This window comes from Vibrio sp. Vb1127, assembly GCF_033338735.1.
Classification (GTDB): domain Bacteria; phylum Pseudomonadota; class Gammaproteobacteria; order Enterobacterales; family Vibrionaceae; genus Vibrio; species Vibrio alginolyticus.
The window spans coordinates 1-21,979 of sequence record NZ_JAWOTF010000037.1 but is presented as its reverse complement, the minus strand read 5'-3'; the positions used below and the strand labels follow the sequence as shown (position 1 = coordinate 21,979).

Annotated in this window: 19 protein-coding genes and 1 tRNA gene; 12 read left to right on the top strand and 8 right to left on the bottom strand. The window is 44.0% G+C overall.

Annotation, left to right across the window (positions count from 1 at the left end):
* Positions 1 to 107: 107 nt before the first annotated feature.
* The 4 genes from R7H07_RS22905 (at position 108) to R7H07_RS22890 (ending at position 2,473) form a co-directional block, all read left to right on the top strand.
* Positions 108 to 184 (top strand) — tRNA-Trp (locus R7H07_RS22905).
* 475 nt (positions 185 to 659) lie between these two features.
* Entirely contained in the window at positions 660 to 992 is a 333-nt protein-coding gene (locus tag R7H07_RS22900) for a DUF1904 domain-containing protein (RefSeq protein ID WP_005381768.1), read from the top strand.
* 12 nt (positions 993 to 1,004) lie between these two features.
* Positions 1,005 to 1,841 carry a penicillin-insensitive murein endopeptidase gene (mepA, locus tag R7H07_RS22895; protein ID WP_017633932.1) on the top strand — a complete coding sequence of 279 codons (837 nt, stop codon included), beginning with the start codon at positions 1,005 to 1,007 and terminating at the stop codon, positions 1,839 to 1,841.
* Between the two features lie 323 nt (positions 1,842 to 2,164).
* Positions 2,165 to 2,473: a hypothetical protein gene (locus R7H07_RS22890; RefSeq protein WP_005381765.1), complete on the top strand. Its 309-nt coding sequence runs from the start codon at positions 2,165 to 2,167 to the stop codon at positions 2,471 to 2,473.
* A 42-nt stretch (positions 2,474 to 2,515) separates the two neighbouring features.
* Here R7H07_RS22890 and R7H07_RS22885 read toward each other — a convergent pair whose 3' ends face one another.
* The 3 genes from R7H07_RS22885 to rdgC form a co-directional block, all read right to left on the bottom strand.
* Positions 2,516 to 2,770 (bottom strand): YfhL family 4Fe-4S dicluster ferredoxin, encoded by a 255-nt coding sequence (locus R7H07_RS22885; RefSeq protein WP_005381763.1) that lies wholly within the window; start codon positions 2,768 to 2,770, stop codon positions 2,516 to 2,518.
* 2 nt (positions 2,771 to 2,772) lie between these two features.
* Complete coding sequence (gene yegQ / locus R7H07_RS22880) at positions 2,773 to 4,173, bottom strand: tRNA 5-hydroxyuridine modification protein YegQ (protein WP_005381754.1); 1,401 nt, start codon at positions 4,171 to 4,173, stop codon at positions 2,773 to 2,775.
* Between the two features lie 165 nt (positions 4,174 to 4,338).
* Complete coding sequence (gene rdgC, locus R7H07_RS22875) at positions 4,339 to 5,253, bottom strand: recombination-associated protein RdgC (RefSeq protein WP_206959757.1); 915 nt, start codon at positions 5,251 to 5,253, stop codon at positions 4,339 to 4,341.
* Positions 5,254 to 5,477: 224 nt separating this feature from the next.
* Here rdgC and phoB point away from each other — a divergent pair, with 224 nt between their 5' ends.
* The 3 genes from phoB to R7H07_RS22860 are packed head-to-tail and all read left to right on the top strand — an operon-like array spanning position 5,478 to position 8,465.
* Positions 5,478 to 6,167 (top strand): phosphate regulon transcriptional regulator PhoB, encoded by a 690-nt coding sequence (gene phoB / locus R7H07_RS22870; protein ID WP_005381752.1) that lies wholly within the window; start codon positions 5,478 to 5,480, stop codon positions 6,165 to 6,167.
* A 40-nt stretch (positions 6,168 to 6,207) separates the two neighbouring features.
* On the top strand, positions 6,208 to 7,506 hold the full coding sequence (gene phoR / locus R7H07_RS22865; RefSeq protein ID WP_005383667.1) for a phosphate regulon sensor histidine kinase PhoR: 1,299 nt from the start codon (positions 6,208 to 6,210) through the stop codon (positions 7,504 to 7,506).
* Positions 7,506 to 8,465, top strand: coding sequence for a PstS family phosphate ABC transporter substrate-binding protein (locus tag R7H07_RS22860; protein ID WP_053306547.1), 960 nt, complete (start codon positions 7,506 to 7,508; stop codon positions 8,463 to 8,465). The genes phoR and R7H07_RS22860 overlap by 1 nt, the downstream gene beginning before the upstream one ends.
* Positions 8,466 to 8,499: 34 nt before the next feature.
* Here the strand turns inward: R7H07_RS22860 and ppx are convergent, their stop codons facing one another.
* On the bottom strand, positions 8,500 to 10,005 hold the full coding sequence (ppx, locus tag R7H07_RS22855; RefSeq protein ID WP_053306546.1) for an exopolyphosphatase: 1,506 nt from the start codon (positions 10,003 to 10,005) through the stop codon (positions 8,500 to 8,502).
* On the bottom strand, positions 9,989 to 12,079 hold the full coding sequence (ppk1, locus tag R7H07_RS22850) for a polyphosphate kinase 1 (RefSeq protein ID WP_005381748.1): 2,091 nt from the start codon (positions 12,077 to 12,079) through the stop codon (positions 9,989 to 9,991). The genes ppx and ppk1 overlap by 17 nt, the downstream gene beginning before the upstream one ends.
* A gap of 207 nt (positions 12,080 to 12,286) precedes the next feature.
* On the opposite strand from ppk1, the gene R7H07_RS22845 reads away from it, so the two are divergent.
* Genes R7H07_RS22845 through phoU form a run of 4 tightly spaced genes read left to right on the top strand, consistent with a single transcriptional unit; the run spans position 12,287 to position 17,745 of the window.
* Positions 12,287 to 14,491, top strand: a complete 2,205-nt coding sequence (locus R7H07_RS22845) for an ABC transporter permease subunit (RefSeq protein WP_005381747.1) — start codon at positions 12,287 to 12,289, stop codon at positions 14,489 to 14,491.
* A gap of 30 nt (positions 14,492 to 14,521) precedes the next feature.
* A complete protein-coding gene (gene pstA / locus R7H07_RS22840) occupies positions 14,522 to 16,195 on the top strand; it encodes a phosphate ABC transporter permease PstA (protein WP_151514535.1) in 1,674 nt (557 codons plus the stop codon).
* 2 nt (positions 16,196 to 16,197) lie between these two features.
* The gene (gene pstB, locus R7H07_RS22835; RefSeq protein ID WP_005381745.1) at positions 16,198 to 17,016 is read left to right on the top strand and encodes a phosphate ABC transporter ATP-binding protein PstB; all 819 of its coding nucleotides are present in this window, start codon (positions 16,198 to 16,200) and stop codon (positions 17,014 to 17,016) included.
* A gap of 30 nt (positions 17,017 to 17,046) precedes the next feature.
* Positions 17,047 to 17,745, top strand: coding sequence for a phosphate signaling complex protein PhoU (gene phoU, locus R7H07_RS22830; protein ID WP_005381744.1), 699 nt, complete (start codon positions 17,047 to 17,049; stop codon positions 17,743 to 17,745).
* Positions 17,746 to 17,807: 62 nt separating this feature from the next.
* On the opposite strand, the gene ppk2 is transcribed toward phoU, so the two are convergent.
* The 3 genes from ppk2 to R7H07_RS22815 form a co-directional block, all read right to left on the bottom strand.
* Positions 17,808 to 18,584, bottom strand: coding sequence for a polyphosphate kinase 2 (ppk2, locus tag R7H07_RS22825; RefSeq protein WP_005381743.1), 777 nt, complete (start codon positions 18,582 to 18,584; stop codon positions 17,808 to 17,810).
* Between the two features lie 70 nt (positions 18,585 to 18,654).
* Positions 18,655 to 19,398: a copper homeostasis protein CutC gene (locus R7H07_RS22820; RefSeq protein ID WP_238762455.1), complete on the bottom strand. Its 744-nt coding sequence runs from the start codon at positions 19,396 to 19,398 to the stop codon at positions 18,655 to 18,657.
* Positions 19,399 to 19,681: 283 nt separating this feature from the next.
* The gene (locus R7H07_RS22815; protein WP_005381738.1) at positions 19,682 to 20,293 is read right to left on the bottom strand and encodes a peroxiredoxin C; all 612 of its coding nucleotides are present in this window, start codon (positions 20,291 to 20,293) and stop codon (positions 19,682 to 19,684) included.
* Positions 20,294 to 20,492: 199 nt separating this feature from the next.
* Here R7H07_RS22815 and R7H07_RS22810 point away from each other — a divergent pair, with 199 nt between their 5' ends.
* Positions 20,493 to 21,398 (top strand): hydrogen peroxide-inducible genes activator, encoded by a 906-nt coding sequence (locus R7H07_RS22810; RefSeq protein WP_206959754.1) that lies wholly within the window; start codon positions 20,493 to 20,495, stop codon positions 21,396 to 21,398.
* The last annotated feature ends 581 nt before the right edge of the window (positions 21,399 to 21,979 follow it).

Genomic DNA, 21,979 nt, shown 5'->3' with positions numbered 1-21,979 from the left:
GGTAGTTCAGTTGGTTAGAATACCGGCCTGTCACGCCGGGGGTCGCGGGTTCGAGTCCCGTCCACTCCGCCACTTATTTGAGCGTCGTCTCAATAAACACGAATTACAGGGGTGTAGCTCCAATTGGCAGAGCAGCGGATTCCAAATCCGCGTGTTGGGAGTTCGAATCTCTCCACCCCTGCCATAATCTAAAGCCTCAGCAGTAATGCTGGGGCTTTTTTGCATCTGAAGAAAAGAGAAGCTGACTAGTTGGAAGAGTTGTCGATTCCTCTGATACCAAAGTATCGGGGGATTGAAAGTTCATATCTCCGGGATATTGGTCCACTTCACCTATCCCCCATGTTCATAAGCTCTGGCTTAGGTCAGGGGCTCTTTTATTCCTAACGTATAGTTTCGACGTCAGGTGTATGTTTATCCAACGAATATGGCATACCTTTGCTTCAGATAGTTTTATTTTCTAGTAATGTAATTATTAAATGTTGATGTATCGCTTTGCTCTTTCTGTTTTACCTTCGAATTTTTATAACGCTTTTTCTTCGTTATCGAGCACATCTGATTCACAATCTATTGAAAGGTCAGTGGTTACATTGGCTTGGATGATTACTGACTTGGTTCCTGTTATCATCATGCATTGATGCTAATAATTAGGAAGTAAGTTTATGCCACATTTTCGATTCCGTGCTGTAGAGCCACAAGCTGTTCAGGCATTATCAAAACCTCTTACGGATGAACTTCAGCCTCTAATGGACTGTCCGCGTGAGGATTTTACTTTTGAGTATATCTACACTACGTTTTTCAATGAGGGTGAGGTGAGTGCTGCATATCCTTTTGTCGAAGTGCTTTGGTTCGACCGTGGCCAGGAAGTGCAAGATGAAGTTGCCAAGCTTATTACGCAACAAGTGCGCGGTATCGCTGGTGCCGACATTGATGTTGCAGTTATCTTTTCCGCCTTATCTCCTAAAGCTTATTACGATAATGGCGAACACTACTAAAGGTTAAAGGCTATGAGGCTGAGTTTCATTGTAACTTTGGGTTTATGTTTCTCAGCTTCAGTATGTTCTACTCCTTGGGAGTCTGCGGTTAATCCTACCCGAAACTCTTCCTCCTCTATTGGTAGTTATGCTAACGGTTGTTTAGATGGTGCATTACCCTTGCCTCTCGATGGCGTTGGTTATCAAGTCTTACGTAGTAAAACGAAGCGCTACTATGGGCACCCTAAAACGATAGAGTTTATTGAAAATCTGGCGCTTAAAGCTCATCAAAATCTCAACACCACTCTGTTGATTGGTGATTTGTCTTTACCTAGAGGTGGAAGGTTCTCCTCTGGTCATTCTAGTCATCAAACCGGGTTAGATATCGATATCTGGTTAAGACTTGCTGACCAACCGCTTTCTTATAACGAATTACAACTTCCTAAGCCCATGAGTGTGGTGGATTTAAAAGGTTATTCCATACTTAATCATCGCTGGGAAGAACGGCACTTTAAGCTAATTCGGTACGCTTCAAAAAGTAAGGATGTTGCACGAATTTTTGTACATCCTGTTATTAAGGAGCAACTTTGCTTGCAAGAAAACGGCAAAGATCGTTCTTGGTTACGTAAAGTACGTCCATGGTGGGGGCATCATTACCACTTTCACGTCAGGTTGTCTTGTCCTGATTCGAGCGACTATTGTGTTGATCAAGCACCACCTCCAGTAGGCGATGGCTGCGGTGTGGAGCTTGCAAGTTGGGCCCCGAAAGCAAAACCTATTGATACCCCTCCACGGGTAAAAACAACCTCTAAGCCCAAACGAAAAAAAGTCGTTCCACCTCAATGCTTGCCGCTTATCAATCCTAATTAGTGTTACTCTTCAGGTTTATCTGTACTTGGTGATCTCTTTTATGAAACTGGAGAAACATCATACTTTTGTCTACATTGAATAGTACCAATACAAAAACTAACCCAATTAGTTTTGGGGACATATTATAGAAATCTAAATTAAACAAAGAGTTGTAGTATGGGTAAGTTGTAACTTCTCTGTTTAGAAAAAGATCTTTCGTCACGATACTCTGGTTTCTTAGCAATATGTCTGTCAGTTGGCTAAAAAGCGATAACAACGCAGACAAGTGTGTAAGGCAGGGATATGCCCTTTTCCTGTTAGAAGAGTAAATCAAGGACAAAACCATGACTATGATTTGTGCAAAAGAATTTGCAGAGTGGTTAAGACACAGATTTAGCAGTGATACTAAAGGAGTCTCTTTGACTCGAGAGGATGTGAATCACCTGACTGGGCGTCAACGCCTTGATCCGGGTTTTGTTAATGATGTGCATTATGAGCTGATGCAATATGGGATGGCTTTCGTTACTGATACGAGCCGAGAAAACTTTTATTTAATACCTGTTTCTCAAGCGGAGAATTGGCGTGAGAGACTAGAGTATCATTTTGAAAAAGAGCTATTCTGCAATATTATCCCTATTGAAAAATCAGGTTGAGAAAAGGTTCAACTTTGATGTCAAAGTTGAACCTAATTGCTCTTATGCTAACCCTTGAATAATCACGAATTTTTCAAGCAACTGCTCTTCAGTTTCGACATGGTTCGGATCAGTGATTATGCATTTTGTAATTGGACACACTGACTGACAGGTCGGCTTTTCGTAATGCCCCTTACACTCTGTACATAGCGCTGGATCAATTTCGAAAATGCTCTCTCCCATACTGATTGCCCCATTGGGGCATTCGGGATCACACATGTCGCAGTTAATGCATTTATCAGTAATGAGCAAGGCCATGGTTACTTACCAGTCGGGTTACGGGTGTCCTGCCCTGAGTTTAGATTACGCATTAATAGGCCATATTCTAAATCTAGCTCTGCTGGTACTGGAATGAATACAAAGTGACCGTTTCCTTTCGCGTCTTCAATAGACTCTGATTTGCGGTTTTCCATTGCCTCTAGCGTGAAAACAATATTGCCTTTTGGCGTCATTAGTTCAAGGCTATCACCGACAAGAAACTTATTTTTTACTTCTACTTCAGCCATGTCACCACGACGTTTGCCAGTGAATTCACCAACAAACTGTTGAGCATCAGAGACTGAGTAACCGTAATCGTAGTTTTGGTAAGTATCGTGTGTATGACGGCGTAGGAAGCCTTCAGTGTAGCCACGGTGAGCTAGGCTTTCTAGTGTACCCATTAGGCTTTCATCGAATGGTCGACCTGCTACAGCATCATCAATTGCTTTACGATAAACTTGAGCGGTACGTGCGCAGTAGTAGAACGATTTAGTACGACCTTCAATTTTCAATGAGTGAACACCCATCTTAGTTAAGCGTTCAACGTGCTGAACCGCTCGTAGGTCTTTAGAGTTCATGATGTAAGTACCATGCTCATCTTCGTAAGCCGCCATTTTTTCTTCTGGACGGTGCGCTTCAGAAAGCAGAACGACTTCATCTGTTGGTTTGCCGCGACCAATTGTGGTTTCAGGGCGCTCGTCTTGTACTTCGACAGGCTGTGCTTCAGTCGGGTCGAATTTCTCTACGATATCACCAGCGTCGTTTTCTTTACCCTCTTCAACTTTGTATTCCCAGCGGCATGCGTTAGTGCAAGTGCCTTGGTTAGGGTCACGTTTGTTGATATAGCCAGAAAGTAGGCAACGACCAGAGTAAGCCATGCATAATGCACCGTGAACGAATACTTCAAGCTCAGTTTCAGGGCAATGCTCACGAATTTCTTCGATTTCTTCTAGAGATAGCTCGCGAGAAACGATCACACGCTCCACGCCATTCGCTGCCCAGAACTTAACGGTCGCCCAGTTTACAGCGTTCGCTTGTACAGAAAGGTGAATTGGCATTTCTGGGAAAGCTTCACGAACCATCATAATTAGGCCTGGATCTGACATGATCAATGCGTCAGGACCCATCTCTACGATTGGCTTAAGATCACGGATGAACGTTTTTAGCTTCGAGTTGTGTGGTTGAATGTTACATACCACATAAAGCTTTTTGCCTAGGGCGTGGGCTTCATCGATACCGATTTTTAGGTTCTCGTGGTTAAACTCGTTGTTACGTACGCGAAGGCTGTAGCGAGGTTGGCCAGCGTAAACTGCATCTGCCCCGTAGGCGAATGCGTAACGCATGTTTTTCAGGCTGCCCGCTGGAGATAGTAGCTCAGGCACGAATGCTTTCTCAGTTGTCATTGCTCAATTCTCTTTTATCTGATCACAAGTCAGGCCAATTCCACCTAATGGAAATGGGGCGCAAATTTTACGTCAAAATGTGAACTGTGACTAGGGTAATTGTGCTTCAGATAGAAAAACGCCCTCAAAAAAAGTGAGGGCGTTATGGTTAACCTTTATACAATATTATGCGTTAGGATTCGGTAAGCCGCCTAGCGCATCGTATAGGTTGGGAAGGAAAGCACTGAACTCTCCACACATTAGAGAGAAGTCTGCATCAAATCGAGCTGCTTGATCTTCACGTGGAATATCATCGTTTTGATCTTTCAATTCATCAGAGAATTTTAGACGTTTGATGCCTGCATCTTCCGTCATAATGAACTCAATACGATCTTGCCAATTAAGCGCAAGTTTCGTCACGACTTTATCCGCAGCGATGTGGTTGCGGATTTCATCAGTGGTTAGCTCTTGCTTCTTACAGCGAATCACACCACCTTCTTCAAGTACGGATTTTAGCTCAGCTTCGTCCATCATGCTGATACCTTGAGGTGTGTCACCGCTTTTCACCCACTCGGTTAGCGTAGTTTCAATCGCCACTTCTGGAATAGCAGGAACAACAGGTAAACTACCCATGGTTTTACGAAGCAATGCTAATACATCTTCTGCTTTTTTATAGCTGCTTGCATCAACAAGGATAAAACCTTCTTTTGGCATGATGAGCACGTGAGTGTGGCTGCTGCGGCTGAATGCGCGCGGCAGTAAATCCATTACGATGTCATCTTTCAGATTGTCTTTCTCTTTCTTCTTCAGAGGACGACCTTCTTGCGCTTCCATTGCTTCTACTTTTGCATTCAATGATTCTTTGATCACAGAGGCAGGTAGCATTTTCTCTTCTTTCTTGGCGCAAATCAGAATGCGGTTTTCTGACACGTGAGTCATTATATCGCCATGTCTACCCATTGCACTGACCCAGCCAAATTTCTGTTTGTCTTGACTGCCACACGGGGTGAATCGGAATTCAGACAGCTGAGTTTCTAGTTGTTCGGCGTTAAAAGTAACCTCGCGGTTAACGCGGTATACCAGACAGTTTTTAAACCACATAAATCTTCTCTAGGCTTGATGACAAGGGACTAATCATAGGGAATTTTTGTGCTGATGTCTTAATAGAAATGAAAAATATCCGAATGAACCTCAAAAGAAAGTTATATGAAAATTTGTTTTCAAAGGTCACAAAAGTGTCATAATTGGTAGTGATAATGCTTATGCATAGAGAGGCGCTTTGTCTCTTAAATTCATTAGCTCAACGAACATAAGGTTACTCAATTATGTCTAGAAGGATTCTGGTTGTTGAAGACGAAGCTCCTATTCGCGAAATGCTGTGCTTCGTACTTGAGCAGAAAGGTTACCAAGCGGTAGAAGCGGAAGATTATGATACTGCAGTAACCAAACTGGCTGAACCCTTCCCTGATTTAGTTTTACTGGATTGGATGTTACCAGGCGGTAGTGGCATTAACTTCATCAAACATATGAAGCGAGAGGAATTAACGCGCAACATTCCAGTTGTGATGCTTACCGCTCGTGGTGAAGAAGAAGATAAAGTGCGCGGTTTAGAAGTCGGTGCGGATGACTACATTACTAAGCCATTCTCTCCTAAAGAGTTGGTTGCACGCTTAAAAGCGGTGATTCGTCGCGTTACTCCGACTGCACTAGAAGATGTAATTGATGTACAGGGATTAAAGCTTGACCCTGTATCGCACCGTGTTACGGCTAATGATGCGCCATTAGACATGGGTCCAACAGAATTTAAGATGCTTCATTTTTTCATGACGCATCAAGAACGCGTATACAGCCGTGAGCAGCTATTAAACAATGTTTGGGGCACTAACGTGTATGTCGAAGACCGTACGGTCGATGTTCACATTCGCCGCCTGCGTAAAGCATTGGAAGCTGCAGGGCATGATAAGCTGATCCAAACTGTTCGTGGTGCTGGATACCGCTTCTCGACGAAGGCATAAATTAACACGCAGCTTATCGGTACCATTTCTGGAGTTATGAGTGGTTGAAAGATTAACGTGGAAAAAGCTGGCCTGGGAGCTGGCTTTTTTTTACACCCCATGGGTGATAGTAGGTTGGATATTCGGTTATATGCCGTGGTTGCTTTTGGCTGCTACGGCATTGCAGCTTGTGTGGCATTTGCATAACCAAGTACGTTTATCTTCTTGGTTATGGGATGAAAAACGCCTCACGCCACCATCTGGTAGCGGTAACTGGGAATCTTTGTTCAATGGGTTGTATCGCTTACAACAGCGCCAACGCCGCAAACGAAAAGAGCTTACTAATCTTATTCGTCGATTCCGAAATGGTGCAGAATCGCTACCCGATGCGGTAGTGGTATTCCGTGCTGAAGGTAATATTGTTTGGTGCAACAAGCTGGCTCAGCACTTACTGGGCTTTCATTGGCCAGAAGATTCAGGTCAACCTATCTCCAATCTCATTCGTACACCTGATTTTATCAAGTACCTCAACAAGAAAGACTTTTCAGAGCCATTAGAAATGCGTTCACCACTCAATGTCGAACGCATGCTAGAACTACGTATCGTACCGTATACCGAAGGTGAACATTTGATGGTGGTGCGTGATGTTAGCCAGTTAAAACAACTTGAGGGAATGCGTCGCAACTTCTTTGCCAACGTATCTCATGAACTGCGTACACCAATGACGGTGCTACAAGGTTATCTTGAGATGACAGAAGATCCTGATATGGTCGTGGGTCCAATGTGGAGCAAAGCTCATGGTGTCATGACGGAGCAGCTTAACCGCATGAACAGTTTGGTGAACCAACTACTGACACTATCTAAAATTGAAGCGGCACCTATGCATGAGCTTGAGGAAGTCGTGAATGTGCCCGCGATGCTTGAAGTGTTAGAAAAAGAGGCGGTTAGCCTTAGTGGGGACAACCAACATAAATTGAAATTTGATGTTGATGCTAGCCTACGCGTGCTGGGCGATGATGACCAGTTACGTAGTGCTATCTCTAACCTCGTTTATAATGCCGTCAAATACACACCGCCTGGTGCGAACATTAATGTTCGTTGGTTCCAGACCTCTCAAGGCGCATGCTTAGAGGTGGAAGATAGTGGTGATGGCATTGAACCTCAGCACCTCCATCGACTTACTGAGCGTTTTTATCGAGTGGATAAAGCAAGATCACGTGATACTGGTGGAAGTGGTTTAGGGCTAGCCATTGTAAAACACGCGCTGAGTCACCATGACTCTCATTTAGAAATTCACAGTGAAGTAGGTGTGGGCAGTAAGTTTTCTTTCGTATTGCCTGAGCGTTTGGTGGTGAAATAATGACTTTACGATTGGCAAAAACATTCAGTTTATTCGCGCTTGTTTGTTCTTTTATGGCTGGCGCTCAAGATAAACCATTGCCGACTTATCATAAAACGACGGGGATTGTCGGGAACTTGCTCTCTGTTGGCTCCGATACACTTGCGGGTATGACAACGCTTTGGGTTGAAGAGTTTAAATCCATTTACCCGAATATTAATGCGCAAGTCCAAGCGTCTGGCTCTTCTACTGCCCCTCCAGCATTGACCGAACAAACAGCTCAGTTTGGTCCCATGAGCCGCCCTATGCGTTTAAGAGAGGTTGAAGCGTTTGAACGTGAACATGGCTACAAGCCAACGGCGCTTAGGGTAGCCATCGATGCAATCGGTATTTTTGTTCATCAAGATAATCCAATTCAAGGTCTTAACTTTAGTCAATTAGATGCTTTGTTTTCTGCCACGCTACGCTGTGGTGAAAGTCAATTTGTAACAAACTGGCAGCAACTCGGTCTTGAATCACAGTGGGCAAAGCGAAACGTACAGTTGTTTGGTCGTAACTCCGTTTCTGGAACTTATGGTTACTTCAAAAGTAATGCCTTGTGTGGCGGCGATTTCAAGACTCGAGTTAACGAGCAGCCAGGCTCCGCGTCAGTTGTGCAAGCTGTAGCGTCAACCATCAGTGGAATTGGTTATTCCGGTGTCGGTTATCGAGTGGCAGGCGTGCGCTTAGTCCCTGTGGCTAAAATGGGAAATGACTACGTGACTCCAACGCGAGAACATATTGTTAGTGGTAAGTACCCACTATCACGTTACTTATATGTTTACGTGAATAAGCACCCTGATTACCCATTAACACCAATTGAAGCTGAGTTTATTCGCTTTATCTTTTCTGCTCAGGGACAAGCGTTGGTTGAGAAAGATGGTTATGTGCCCATTACGGCAGACTTTGCAGAAGAAGAGTTAAAAAAAGTCGGCCTGTAAGCCGACTTTTTATTTAGGTATGGACAGTACGAGATCAGAAAGTGAGTGTCCACTTCGCGCTGTCCCAACGTTCTTGTTCTTCCTGTAAATCCGCGTGAAGTAATTTATTGTTTTCTAGCCATGCTTCATCTGTGCAGGTGAGAATCCATTCGTCATTTTTGATAGATAAGGTGATATCAGGCAATGGATCTTCATTACGCTGCCCATTTAATACGATAGAAAGTCGTAATATTTTGATGAGGCTTATAATGTCACTCTGTTTATAGAGGTTGAAATCTGGTAGTTCTTGCAATTTGAGCGCTTTACGCTGGAAGCGAGCTAATGTTGCAAGCACTAATTGCTGCTCACGGTTGAAGCCTTGTAGGGTGGAGTGCAACAGAATATAAAAAGAGTGGCGATGGAAACTACGCAAGTTGATACTTAATCCGACTTCATGAAGCAACGCTGCCCATTCTAGTAAGTCAAATAACTCACTCTTTTTCTTAATGCCTAGTTCAGAGCGTACCTGACATAACATCTCACGTGCATGCCCCTTAACACGAGCGGCATGCTCTAAGTCGACTCGGTGCTTGTTGGCTAAATTTTCTGTGGTGCGCATGCGAATATCGGAGCGTGCAAAACGTTCTTCCATTTCGTACAACAGGCCTTCGCGTAGAGCACCATCGGAGAAAAACATTTGCTCAATGCGAAGCGCTTTGAAAATCGCGGACAAAATCGCTACGCCTGCTGCGAATACGGGTTTACGTTCTTCTGTTAGACCCGCCAGCTCAATATCTTCAATTGAATCAAATTTACACAGAGTTTCGATAAGTGTATCCAGTCGACTCGCTGTGATCAGGCCATCTTCAAAACCTAATCCTACTAGCACTTCTTGAATCGCTTTGATGGTTCCTGATGAGCCGAGAGCAATATCCCAGCCCTTTTTACGATATGTTGAAGCGATGGACTCGAGTTTTTGTTCGGCCGCTAACATCGCCTTGCTGAAGTTTTTTCCTGACAGTTTGCCGTTTTTAAAGTATTGCTCTGTAAAACTGACGCATCCCATCTGTTTACTGTTGAGAAGCTCAGGCTCAAATTCTTGTCCAATAATCATCTCGGTACTGCCGCCTCCGATATCGATGACTAGTTTGGAGTTGGATTCTACTTGAGTGTGCGCGACACCTAAGTAAATCAGGCGGGCTTCTTCTTCTCCAGGGATAATTTCTATTGGGAAAGGCATCACTTCTTTTGCACGCTCGATGAAAAGGTGGGCATTTTTAGCGCGTCTTAGTGTGTGTGTTGCGGCGATACGTACATTTGACTCATCAAGCCCTTGCAACCTTTCAGCGAACATGGCTAAGCATTCTAGTGCACGCTCCATTGCGGCGTGACTTAAGTTCAATTCACTGTCGAGTCCTGATGCTAAGCGAACACGTTGTTTATGACGACTAACCAGTTGTAGGTCACTGCCAACAACTTTGGCCACCACCATATGGAAACTGTTTGAGCCGAGGTCTATCGCGGCAATGTAGCGAGTATCTTGTTCAAGTATTTGAGGCATCTGAATTTTGTTTTCTAGTTTGCTTTTCTATATTTTTAAGATAGTCATAGATAGCGATTTGAGAGCGAACTTTTTTGCGATTACCTCGTGGTACGTAAGCGTTACTCATTTCTTTATCTATTAAACGAGCCTTTACTGTATCGGTAAAATGGATATTCGTTATATCAATAATTCTCTGTTTCAAACGTGGATCACGGACTGGTACTGCTACCTCGATACGGTGATCAATATTTCTTGTCATCCAGTCTGCGGAGGAGATATAAACTTGCGGATCGCCATCATTGTGGGTGATCACCACGCGAGGGTGCTCAAGAAAGCGGTCAACAATACTGATGATGCGAATATTGTCGCTGATCCCCTCAATGCCCGGTACTAATGAGCACATGCCTCGAATGATCATGTTTATTTTTACACCGGAAGTACTTGCTCCATAAAGCTTATTGACGATGCCTTTATCGACTAGGTTATTGACCTTGATCGTAAGAGCGGCTTTTTTCCCTAGCTTGGCATTCGCAATTTCATTATCAATTAAGCGGTAGATTTGGGTTCGAGAATTACGAGGAGATACCATAAGGTGATTGAACTTCACTGGTCGGTATGGATTCTCAATGTAACCGAAGACATTACGGACTTCATTAGTGATTTCTTGATCTGCCGTAAGAAGGGAGAAGTCGGTATAAATTCGTGCCGTCTTCTCATGGAAGTTGCCTGTGCCGATGTGTGCGTAGCGAATAATTTCTTCACCTTCGCGTCGGCTAATCATCAGTAGCTTTGAGTGAATCTTAAGACCAGGTGCACCAAAGATGACGTGAACACCCGCTTCGGTTAATACTTTTGACCATTCGATATTGGCTTCTTCATCAAAGCGAGCTTGCAGCTCGACGACCACAGTGACATTTTTGCCGTTGTGCACTGCATCAATTAAAGAGTTCATCAAGCGAGAATCTTTCGCGACGCGATAAATGTTAATCTTGATACTAAGTACTTTGGGATCGAAGGAGGCTTGGCGCACTAATTCACTAATGTGGTCAAAAGTGTGGTAGGGATAATAGAGCAGAATATCTTTCGCTTTAATCGCGTCAAAGCTGTTGGCATAACCTTCGAAATCGGCACATTTCATTGGCGGGAGAGGTTTATTTTCAAGATACTCTCGTCCAACATTTGGAAAGCCGATGAAGTCTTTAAAGTTGTGATAGCGTCCGCCGGGGATAAGGTTATCGTAGTTAGAGATATTAAGTTTGTTACACAGAAACTCTAACATTTGAGGCGGCATATCGCGTTCGTAGACGAAGCGAACGGGCTTTGCTGTCAGTCGCTGATTGACACCCTCTGACATTTGTTCAAGCAAGCTGTACTCGATTTCATTGCGTAAATCGTATTCAGCGTCACGCGTCATTTTCATCGCATAGCCGCTAAGCTCATCATAATCAAAAAAGCCTTTGAACAGCTCGTCCAAACAGTGGCGGATAATATTATCAAGTAAGATGATGGTTTTTCGACGCTTTCCTTTCTGTTCTGGTACCATCACAAAGCGGGGAAGGTGATCGGTCGGAATTTCGATCAGAGCGTATTGGTAATGTTCTTCTTTACGCAGTTCTACGGCGATGTAAGCGTACTCGTCTTTGAGAAATTGCAGAACATCAATCTCGTCTTTCATTAGGAGGGGAGTGATATGCGGCATTACCTCTCTACGGAAGTATTTCGCGATCCACTTTTGTTGCGATTCATCCAGTTGCTGTTCGTTGACCAAGAAAATGCGACGTCGCGCCATTTCTCGAATCAATTCGCTGTAAAGCTCATCAAATTGTTCGTTAAGCTTTAGTGCTTTCGACTGCATTTTGGTTAACAGTCGTTTAGGGCTATCACTGCCACCGCGCTCTTGGCTGATTAGGATTCTGCGCTTCACGTCCGCAAAGCGTACTTTGTAAAATTCATCTAAATTGTTGGAAAAGATCCCAAGAAAGCGAATACGTTCGATCAAAGGGACGGTTTTATCGGCAGCTTCTTGTAATACTCGTTCGTTGAAAGACAACCAACTCAGTTCTTTTTCTATATATAGTTTTTCTGCGCTCATAACCTTACCTAGCCAAAAGTGAAGTAATACGTACTCATCTTGGAAAAATGGATGAGTGAGAACATTATGAGATTTTCATTACAGATTTATTTCATACCACGCATTGCATAAGAGTTGTATTCTTTTCAGGTGTTTAATGTGATCTGTAATATAATTGTCATCTTAACGACATATTCTAGTACTAAGTCAAAAAAGGTAGAGATTTAAATGGCACAAGCCGAGTTTTCATTGCAGGAAAAAGATAAGAAACGACTGATAAAAGATCGTTTAGTTCGACTTGCAGTGACATCCGGTGGTGTCGGCGTACTTGCGGCGCTTATTTTGATCTTTGTCTACCTCGCCATGGTGATCATTCCGCTTTTTTCTGATGCGGAGATCAAAACCAACCAAGCCATTCGAGCCACTCATATTGAAACACCACTTGCGATTTCAGTGGATGATTACGCTCAGCTCGCGTTCGTTCTAACCCAAAGTGGTGAGATTCAATATTTGTCGATGGACGATCCTACGAAACCTGCGGTGTATACACAGCAAATCGCCCAGAAACCCGTCGCTTTCTCTCAATCTGCTCCTGGGCTAGGTTGGTATGGATTTGTTGATGGGCAGGGTAAAGCGAACCTTTTCAAGCCAGAATTTAATGCCACATTGAGAGAAAATACACGTCCTCCGGAAGTGATTGAGCTAGACACCAGCATGGATCTGACACTAAGTACGCCTCAAGATCCTGTGACTCAGTTTGTATTTGCAGCTTCGACGCCCTTACCAACGGTTGTTTGGCAGACGCAAAGCGGTGAAGTGAAAGCTCGCTGGCAAGTGGCTTCGTCTTTGGGTACGTCTCCTACAACGATCGATTTTACGTTCTCTTCAGGCTTTAATACGCCTCAGCAAATGTTGTTGACACCTGACGGTGAAACGCTTTATTTGCGCGATGGCTCTGAGTTGATCGTGTTAAAGAAAACCGCACGTAAATTTGCTGTGCGAGAGGTGGTCGATCTCACTCAAGGTGATAAGAAGCATTCCGTTCGTACGATAGACTTATTGGCTGGTGCTTACTCGCTTTTGGTGACGCACAACGATGGTCGGGTGTCGCAATGGTTTGATACGCTGCAAGAAGAAAAACGCACGTTAACGCATATTCGTGATTTTAAATTGGCATCAGAGCTTAAGTATTTGTTGCCGGATTCTCATCGAAAAGGATTTTATAGCTTTTACACCAACGGCACGTTGCAAAGCCATTATACAACCAGTGAAAAACTGGTGTTGTTTAAGCGTGCGTATAATCAAGCGCCCGCAATCGCAGCAATGTCTAACAATGAACGCTACTTAATCACTTGGCAAAATAATGCGTTAAATGTTGCGGAAGTGGACAATGCCTATCCGGAAATTTCATTGTCTTCATTATGGCAAGAAGTGTGGTACGAAGGGTATCCTGAGCCTGAATTTGTGTGGCAATCGACTTCGGCGAGCGATAACTTTGAGGCTAAGTTCAGCCTAGTACCTATTGCGTTTGGAACGATAAAAGCGGCGATGTTTGCGATGCTGTTTTCAGTACCGCTCGCAGTGCTAGGTGCTATTTATACGGCTTACTTTATGTCGCCACGCATGCGTCGTGTCGTAAAACCGTCGATTGAGCTAATGGAAGCACTGCCGACGGTGATCATTGGTTTCCTCGCGGGATTGTGGTTCGCGCCTATTGTCGAAGATCACCTGATTACGATCGTCGTTATGCTGTTTGTTTTGCCCTTGAGCACCATGATTATGGGCGGGCTATGGGCATTAATACCGCAACCTTTGCGGAATCGTCTGCCTAATGGTTGGCATGCTTTAGTGCTCATGCCTGTCATATTGGTACTGATTGGGCTTGGAGTGTGGATTTCGCCTACGATTGAGCAGACGTTCTTTGGTGGCGATATGCGCTTATTCTTAACCGAGCATGGTATTGGTTACGATCAACGCAATGCATTGGTGGTGGGGCTAGCGATGGGGTTTGCTGTTATCCCGACGATTTTTACCATTGCCGAAGATGCTATTTTCTCTGTACCGAAGCATTTATCGGATGGCTCTTTGGCATTAGGGGCCACGCCTTGGCAAACTTTAATCTATGTTGTCTTGCTTACTGCAAGCCCAGGTATTTTTTCTGCCATTATGATGGGCCTGGGACGCGCTGTTGGCGAAACCATGATTGTGTTAATGGCAACGGGCAATACGCCATTAATGGATTGGAATATTTTGGAAGGATTGCGCAGCCTGTCGGCGACCATCGCCGTTGAGTTGCCAGAGTCGGAAGTTGGAAGTTCGCATTATCGCCTGCTGTTCCTAGCTGCATTGATTTTGTTTGTGTTTACGTTTGCAGTAAACGCGCTTGCGGAGTGGGTTCGTCAGAGACTGAGAGATAAGTACCGTGCGTTGTAATAATGGTTTGAATAAAGAGCGAGTAATAACGTGTTAAATTGGATTCGTTCTGGCGCACCGTGGATATGGCTAACAGGCGGTGCAGTCAGCATCAGTTTGTTGTCGGTATTAGGGTTGTTACTCCTTATCGGCTGGAAAGGCCTGACTTACTTTTGGCCAGCGCCCTTGTATCAGTGGAATGTTGCAGCGCTGACTCCTGTACAAGGCGAAGTGCTACATGAAAATACTATTCTGATTGGTCAAGTGTATGAGCGCAGCTTTGTACCGAAGAGTTATTTGCCTGAAAGCGCAGCACAACAGTTAGAAGACGATGAAGATTTTGCCACGCGACTCAACATCAAAATCGCTAACCGAGAGTTGTATCCCGCCGATTTTATCTCCGTATTGCAAATGCAGTTGGATGAGCCCACGACGCCAAAAGAGTGGGCGGTGATAGAGCGCAGTAGCGGTGGTTATTTCTTTGGTAAGCTGGTGGCGTTTCAAGATGGCGATAATATATACACCAGTGATATTCAATCGGTACTAAATAAAAAGCTTGATGATGCAGAAACTCTGCGCCATGAGATTGATTCTTTGGTGGTCGATCAGCTTAAAGAGCTTGGTTGGAAGCTAGAGCAGTTGCGATTAGAAAAGCGCAAGCATGAATTGAATGACACGCTGACAGAAAGCTTCTTAAAGGAAAATCAGACGAAAAAAGAGCAGATAGAAAAAGCGCTTGCGACGTTAGATTTGCAACTTGATGGTTTACGACTTCAGCTCTCTGACTACGCCTTGATTGCCGAGGATATGACGGGGTCACAAGTATCGATTCCGCTCGAAGATATTTTGGACTACTGGTATCCAAACCAAATGTCACTGCCTGATAAAGTCATGCATTGGGGAAAACAGGTTTGGAAGTTTTTATCTGAAGATCCAAGAGAGTCAAACTCCGAAGGAGGCGTGTTCCCTGCGATATTTGGTACGGTTTTCTTAGTACTCATTATGTCGATCATTGTGATGCCACTTGGGGTGATCGCCGCTATCTATCTACATGAATACGCTAAGAATAACGCTCTAACCAGAGTGATTCGTATTGCAGTTATAAACCTAGCGGGTGTTCCATCGATTGTTTATGGCGTGTTTGGTTTAGGCTTCTTCGTTTATACGATAGGTGCCTCTATCGACAACGTATTCTATGCGGAGAAGCTACCGGCACCAACCTTTGGTACGCCGGGTTTGTTATGGTCTGCACTAACTCTTGCCGTGCTGACGCTTCCAGTTGTGATTGTGACTACTGAAGAAGGTTTAACTCGTATTCCGAGCTCAGTACGACATGGTTCTCTGGCGCTTGGTGCAACTCAGTTCGAAACACTATGGCGTGTGGTTTTACCTATGGCGACGCCAGCTATTATCACAGGTTTGATCCTTGCGATTGCACGTGCAGCTGGCGAAGTAGCGCCACTGATGCTGGTGGGGGTCGTGAAATTGGCATCCAGTTTACCGGTTGACGGACAATTCCCTTATGTGCATTTGGATAGAAAGTTCATGCATTTAGGTTTTCACATTTACGATGTTGGCTTTCAAACCTCCAACATCGAAGCGGCGCGACCATTAGTTTATGCTACCTCTTTCTTACTCGTGACAGTGATTGTCGGGCTAAACTTAACAGCAATCAGTATTCGCAATAATTTACGAGAAAAATACAGAACGTTAGGACAAGATTAAGTATGTTTAATTTTGATAGTACATTAGGTTATGAGCCACCATTGGATGTTCATAATTTAACGGATGAACAAACAGCCATCTCAATCGAGAACCTTAATCTGTTCTATGGTCAAACTCAGGCGCTGCATGATATTTCGATGCGAATTCCCAAAGGGCGAGTCACCGCTTTTATCGGTCCTTCAGGGTGTGGAAAGTCGACGTTATTACGTTGCATCAATCGCATGAACGACTTAGTGGAAGGGTGTCGAGTCACAGGTAAAGTGCGTCTCCACGGCAAGAATGTTTATCATCCTAATGTCGATGTTGCGACACTTCGACGCCGAGTGGGGATGGTGTTTCAAAGACCCAATCCATTTCCTAAGTCTATTTATGAAAACGTAGTTTATGGCTTACGCTTACAAGGTGTAAAAAACAGCCGCAGTTTAGATGACGCAGTGGAGCGATCCTTGCGCTCGGCGGCGTTGTGGGATGAGGTAAAAGACCGCTTGCATGAGAACGCATTTGGCTTATCTGGTGGTCAGCAACAGCGCTTGGTCATTGCACGTGCGGTGGCGATTGAGCCGGAAGTCCTGTTATTGGACGAGCCAACATCAGCGTTGGATCCAATCTCAACTTTAACTATTGAAGAGCTTATCAATGAGCTGAAGACTCAATATACTGTCGTTATCGTTACCCATAATATGCAACAAGCGGCGCGAGTGAGTGATCATACTGCATTCATTCATATGGGTAAGTTAATTGAATACTCTGACGCGGATTCGATCTTCACTTCGCCAATGAAGAAACAGACCGAAGATTACATTACGGGTCGCTACGGTTAAGTCGCGACTCTATACGGAATAAGGAACATCATGCACTTTGGACGTCATATTTCAGGACAATTTAACGTAGAGCTAGAATCGATTCGTACTCATGTATTAACCATGGGGGGCTTGGTAGAACAGCAGCTTTCGTATGCTATTCAAGCCTTGCATAAAGAAGACATCGAACTGGCGCGTAAGGTTGTGCGTGACGATCATAAAGTGAATGCGATGGAAGTCTCGATCGATGACGCCTGTACACGCATTATTGCTAAGCGTCAGCCAACGGCAAAAGACTTGCGCTTAATTATGGCTATCATCAAAACGATCACTGATTTAGAACGTATCGGTGACGTGGCGACACGTATTGCTTACGTTGCCATTGAAAGCCCATCATCAAAAGAACGACAATTCCAAGTGTCGTTAGAGCCTCTCTGCCGTCAGGCAATTAATATGCTGCATCAGGTTTTAGACGCGTTTGCCCGTATGGATGTAGAAGCGGCAGCAGAGGTGCACAAACAAGATGACAAACTAGACGCCGAGTATGAAGCGGTGATTCGTCAGTTGATGACTTACATGATGGAAGATCCAAAAAATATCCCTAATATTCTGCAAGTGATGTGGTCTGCACGCGCGATTGAACGCGTGGGGGACCGCTGCCAGAACATCTGTGAATACATTATTTACTTTGTGAAAGGGAAAGATGTACGCCACCTAGGTGATCAAAGTATTGATGACGTACTGAAGTAACTGACTTCAACAAATAGACCAGCTTTTAGGCTGGCCTATTTATTAGAGAGAAGGAAAGCACGTTAATATTTATCAGGAACGAAGGTCTGATCATCAATGGGCGCTCTGACGTAACCTTCTTTATTGAGTTCAGGTAATTCGATGGGTGAGTACTCAAGTGCTTTGTAATCAATCTGGCTTAGTAAATGACTGATACAGTTCAAGCGCGCTTTCTTTTTGTCATCTGAAGGGACGACCCACCAAGGGCAGTTTTTCGTGTCTGTATAGGCAAACATCTTATCTTTTGCTTCCGAATACTCCGCCCAGCGATGACGTGACTCTAAATCCATTGGGCTGAATTTCCAACGTTTGATCGGCGTATTAATTCGACCTAGAAAACGTTTTTCCTGCTCTTCGTCTGAAACCGAAAACCAATACTTAATCAGAATAATCCCAGAGCGTTGCAACATTCTCTCGAATTCAGGGCAAGAGCGTAAAAACTCCTCGTATTCGTCTGGAGTACAGAACCCCATGACTTTTTCGACACCTGCTCGGTTATACCAACTTCGGTCAAATAAAACGATTTCACCAGCAGATGGTAAATGAGCGACGTAACGTTGGAAGTACCATTGCGTTTTTTCTTTTTCTGTCGGTGCAGGCAGAGCCACTACGCGACAAACACGCGGGTTTAGCTTTTCTGTAATTCGCTTTATCACTCCGCCTTTGCCTGCAGCATCACGTCCTTCAAACAGAACCACCACTTTTAACCCTTTGTGTTTGACCCACTCTTGAAGTTTTACGAGCTCAACTTGAAGGTTTTTGAGCTCCTTTTCGTATTCCTTTTTCTTCAATTTAGACATACACCTTTCCTCACTCCTTGATAAACAATATGTTAGCACTCAAAAGCTATGCGCGTGAGGTTACGGTCGTCTATTTGAGAGCTGCTACGACATTGGTAATGGCTTGTGTACTTGTGATGGGGATTAAAAAATCATCGACATCGGATGCGCCCATTTTGCTTTGTTCAGCAACAAAGGTCATTTGGCTAGGGCGTGTGGTTTTGCCTGACAGATGGATTTCAGGAACTTGAGTGTCTTCTACTAACGCACGTACGTTACTCGCATTAACGCCAGCACCCGCCATGATTGCTATGCGTCCTTGGGCTTGCTTAACCAAAGCTCTAAGCACATCGATCCCTTGTGGTGCTGAAGGCGCAAGACCGGAGGTTAAAATACGTTCACAACCTAAGCTGATCACTTCTTCCAAAGCTTTTTCAGCGTCACGACACTGGTCAAAGGAACGATGGAAGGTCACGCCTAAGCCAAGCGCTTGAGCAAATTCACACAGCGCAGCCGCGTAAGGCATATGAATATCACCGTCTTGAGTGAGCACGCCGAACACGACACCGCTCAAGCCTGATTGGTGAGCTGCTTCAATATCCCAACGCATCATTTCGATCTCTTCTTCATTGTAGAAGAAGTCACCTTGGCGTGGGCGGATCATGGCATAAACTGGAACACTAGAAAGCTTAGCCGCTTGCTGCATAAAGCCATAACTGGGTGTTAGTCCGCCTAAAGCCAAAGAGGAGCAAAGTTCAATCCGAGTGGCGCCGCCAGCAATGGCGTAGTGCAGAGATTCAATATTATCAATACAGACTTCTAGGTGAGTAACCACGTTCATTCATCCTGCTAACGTTACAAATAAGTGTTGTGGCTAAGATATTAACAGGGCCAGTAAGCAGAATCTGTATGGAGGGGATAATAAATAGAGGTAAAGTTTACGCTAAAGCGTTACCTCATTTTGGCGGTTTATCTGAAGGAAAAAGAAAGCCCAGAGCAGAGGCTCTGGGCTTTGATAGGACTTTACTTAGACTGATTGGCGTTTGCGGTTTTCCGCATTAGCTTATTGCTTTATATACATCCAACCATCACACCCGTTGAGCTAGGGTGAAGGTCTATTATTTTTTGCCTAGGTCAGCTGCGTGCTCAGATAGGAACGCTGCAACACCTTTTGGAGATGCGTCCATACCTGCTTTACCTTCTTCCCATTGTGCAGGACATACTTCGCCGTGCTTCTGGTGGAAGTTAAGAGCGTCAACCATGCGTAGCATTTCGTCGATGTTACGGCCTAGTGGTAGGTCGTTAACTACTTGGTGACGTACAACGCCTTCTTCGTCGATTAGGAAAGAACCACGGAAAGCAACGCCTGCTTCTGGGTGCTCAACGTCGTAAGCTTTACAGATTTCGTGCTTAACGTCAGCAACTAGTGGGTACTTAACTTGACCGATACCGCCATCTTCGATAGCAGTGTTACGCCATGCGTTGTGAGAGAACTGAGAATCGATAGAAACACCGATTACTTCAACACCTTTAGCTTGGAAGTCAGCTAGACGGTTGTCGAATGCGATTAGCTCAGATGGGCAAACGAAAGTGAAATCTAGTGGGTAGAAGAATACTACTGCTTTCTTACCTTTAGTGAACTCTGCAAAGTTGAAGTTTTCAACGATTTCACCGTTACCTAGAACAGCTGCTGCAGTAAAATCAGGGGCTTGACGACCTACTAGTACCATTTTTTTGCTCCTAAAAAGTATGGTTAGCTCCAAACCGAATTCAGTTGTGTCGGTTTGGTTCGTGTTTGTACGAGACAAACTATAGTACAGATTGTAGTATTGAAAAAAGCGAAATAAATAGATTGAGTTAATCGAAAAAAACGATAATAACAAAACTCTTAACTCGATCACTGGAACGGCGGTAGATACAAATACAATTATGAATAAATGGCCCAGTTTGAAGCAGTTACACTATTTAGTCACACTGCATGAAACAAGACATTTTAGTGACGCTGCAGAGCGTTGTTTTGTCAGTCAGTCGACTTTAAGTAAGGGTATTCAAAACTTAGAGGAATTGATAGGTTGTCCCTTATATGAAAAGAAAGATAAGAAAAGTCCACTGGTTTTTACTCAAACAGGAGAAATGGTAGTAAAGCAGGGGCGAGAGCTGTTAGCAAAAGGGCAAGATTTGGTCGAACTTGGACGTATGTGCCAAGGCGACGATATGCAAGGCCAGCTAAAAGTAGGATGTATACCAACAATTGCTCCGTTTTTACTGTGTGATTTGGTACAAGAGGTGAACTACCGTTTTCCACAACTGAATCTTTTATTAAGAGAAGACACGACGACAAACTTACTTCAAGCGCTCAGACATGGTGAGCTGGATGTGCTTATTTTAGCGTTACCAGTCGAAATTGATGGGATGGAAAGCCGAGTAGTGGGTAAGGATCCGTTTCGAATGGTTATAAGCGCTAATCAAGCCCAATTGGTCCCTGTGCCGATTCGTTACGCGGATTTACCTGACGAATCCGTCTTTCTACTAGAGAAAGAACATTGCTTAACGGAACATGCGGTATCAGCGTGTAAATTAACAGACAAAGAAAAAATCAATCCGTTTACGGCAACCAGCCTCCATACACTGGTGCAAATGGTTGCGAATGGTTTGGGAACAACGTTCATTCCTCAAATGGCTATCGACCATGGCTTGCTGCATAACCAGAATTTAGTCGTGATCGATCCTCCCGGTAAACAAGCTTATCGCGAAATAGGCTTAGTTTGGCGTCCGAGCTCGTCAAGAACGAAAACATTTAATCAACTTGCAGAAGTCGTTTCAGAGCTGCTTTAGCTATTAGTATTAGCCCTTACTTCTCCATTATTTATCTAAAAGCGCACTGGAAACAGTGCGCTTTCTAGTATTTTATTCTGTTGGTAAACTTTGACTTGTAAAATTTTACAGCTCTTCTTTGATGAAGCTTTCATAAAATAGTGAAATTTCACAATGTTAATTTTACACAAAGCCCTGCATACCTTGTTTGACCCCTGTTTAAATACATCTCTTCAGCCCTTGTGAATACAAGGTGTTTGTTTACCAGTCTATATTCATACGCTTGTTTGAAATGATAAAACGACTTTAAATTTAATGTAATTTTATTACGTAATAACTTACAAAATAAGGCGCTTGATAGATGGTTTTTACCTTGCGGAATAAAACTTTGAATTTTCTGTTTTGTTTATATTGGGGGTTTCACTAAACCCCTTGTTGATATAGCTTATTTAAAGGCCGATACGACTTATGTCTAGATTGAAAATACACGTAGCATTACGCAATCTATCGGCATAGCTAGACGAGTTGAACACAAAGTTAAAGGATGTAATTTGTTGTTCATAACTTACAAATGTAGCTTTACGCTGACTGCCCAAGATTGA

Bases quoted from the DNA above. Each gene is read 5' to 3' on its own strand.
- R7H07_RS22900 (WP_005381768.1), top strand. From the start codon at position 660: ATGCCACATTTTCGATTCCGTGCTGTAGAGCCACAAGCTGTTCAGGCA.
- mepA (WP_017633932.1), top strand. From the start codon at position 1,005: ATGAGGCTGAGTTTCATTGTAACTTTGGGTTTATGTTTCTCAGCTTCA.
- R7H07_RS22890 (WP_005381765.1), top strand. From the start codon at position 2,165: ATGACTATGATTTGTGCAAAAGAATTTGCAGAGTGGTTAAGACACAGA.
- R7H07_RS22885 (WP_005381763.1), bottom strand. From the start codon at position 2,770: ATGGCCTTGCTCATTACTGATAAATGCATTAACTGCGACATGTGTGAT.
- yegQ (WP_005381754.1), bottom strand. From the start codon at position 4,173: ATGACAACTGAGAAAGCATTCGTGCCTGAGCTACTATCTCCAGCGGGC.
- rdgC (WP_206959757.1), bottom strand. From the start codon at position 5,253: ATGTGGTTTAAAAACTGTCTGGTATACCGCGTTAACCGCGAGGTTACT.
- phoB (WP_005381752.1), top strand. From the start codon at position 5,478: ATGTCTAGAAGGATTCTGGTTGTTGAAGACGAAGCTCCTATTCGCGAA.
- R7H07_RS22860 (WP_053306547.1), top strand. From the start codon at position 7,506: ATGACTTTACGATTGGCAAAAACATTCAGTTTATTCGCGCTTGTTTGT.
- ppx (WP_053306546.1), bottom strand. From the start codon at position 10,005: ATGCCTCAAATACTTGAACAAGATACTCGCTACATTGCCGCGATAGAC.
- ppk1 (WP_005381748.1), bottom strand. From the start codon at position 12,079: ATGAGCGCAGAAAAACTATATATAGAAAAAGAACTGAGTTGGTTGTCT.
- R7H07_RS22845 (WP_005381747.1), top strand. From the start codon at position 12,287: ATGGCACAAGCCGAGTTTTCATTGCAGGAAAAAGATAAGAAACGACTG.
- pstB (WP_005381745.1), top strand. From the start codon at position 16,198: ATGTTTAATTTTGATAGTACATTAGGTTATGAGCCACCATTGGATGTT.
- phoU (WP_005381744.1), top strand. From the start codon at position 17,047: ATGCACTTTGGACGTCATATTTCAGGACAATTTAACGTAGAGCTAGAA.
- ppk2 (WP_005381743.1), bottom strand. From the start codon at position 18,584: ATGTCTAAATTGAAGAAAAAGGAATACGAAAAGGAGCTCAAAAACCTT.
- R7H07_RS22815 (WP_005381738.1), bottom strand. From the start codon at position 20,293: ATGGTACTAGTAGGTCGTCAAGCCCCTGATTTTACTGCAGCAGCTGTT.
- R7H07_RS22810 (WP_206959754.1), top strand. From the start codon at position 20,493: ATGAATAAATGGCCCAGTTTGAAGCAGTTACACTATTTAGTCACACTG.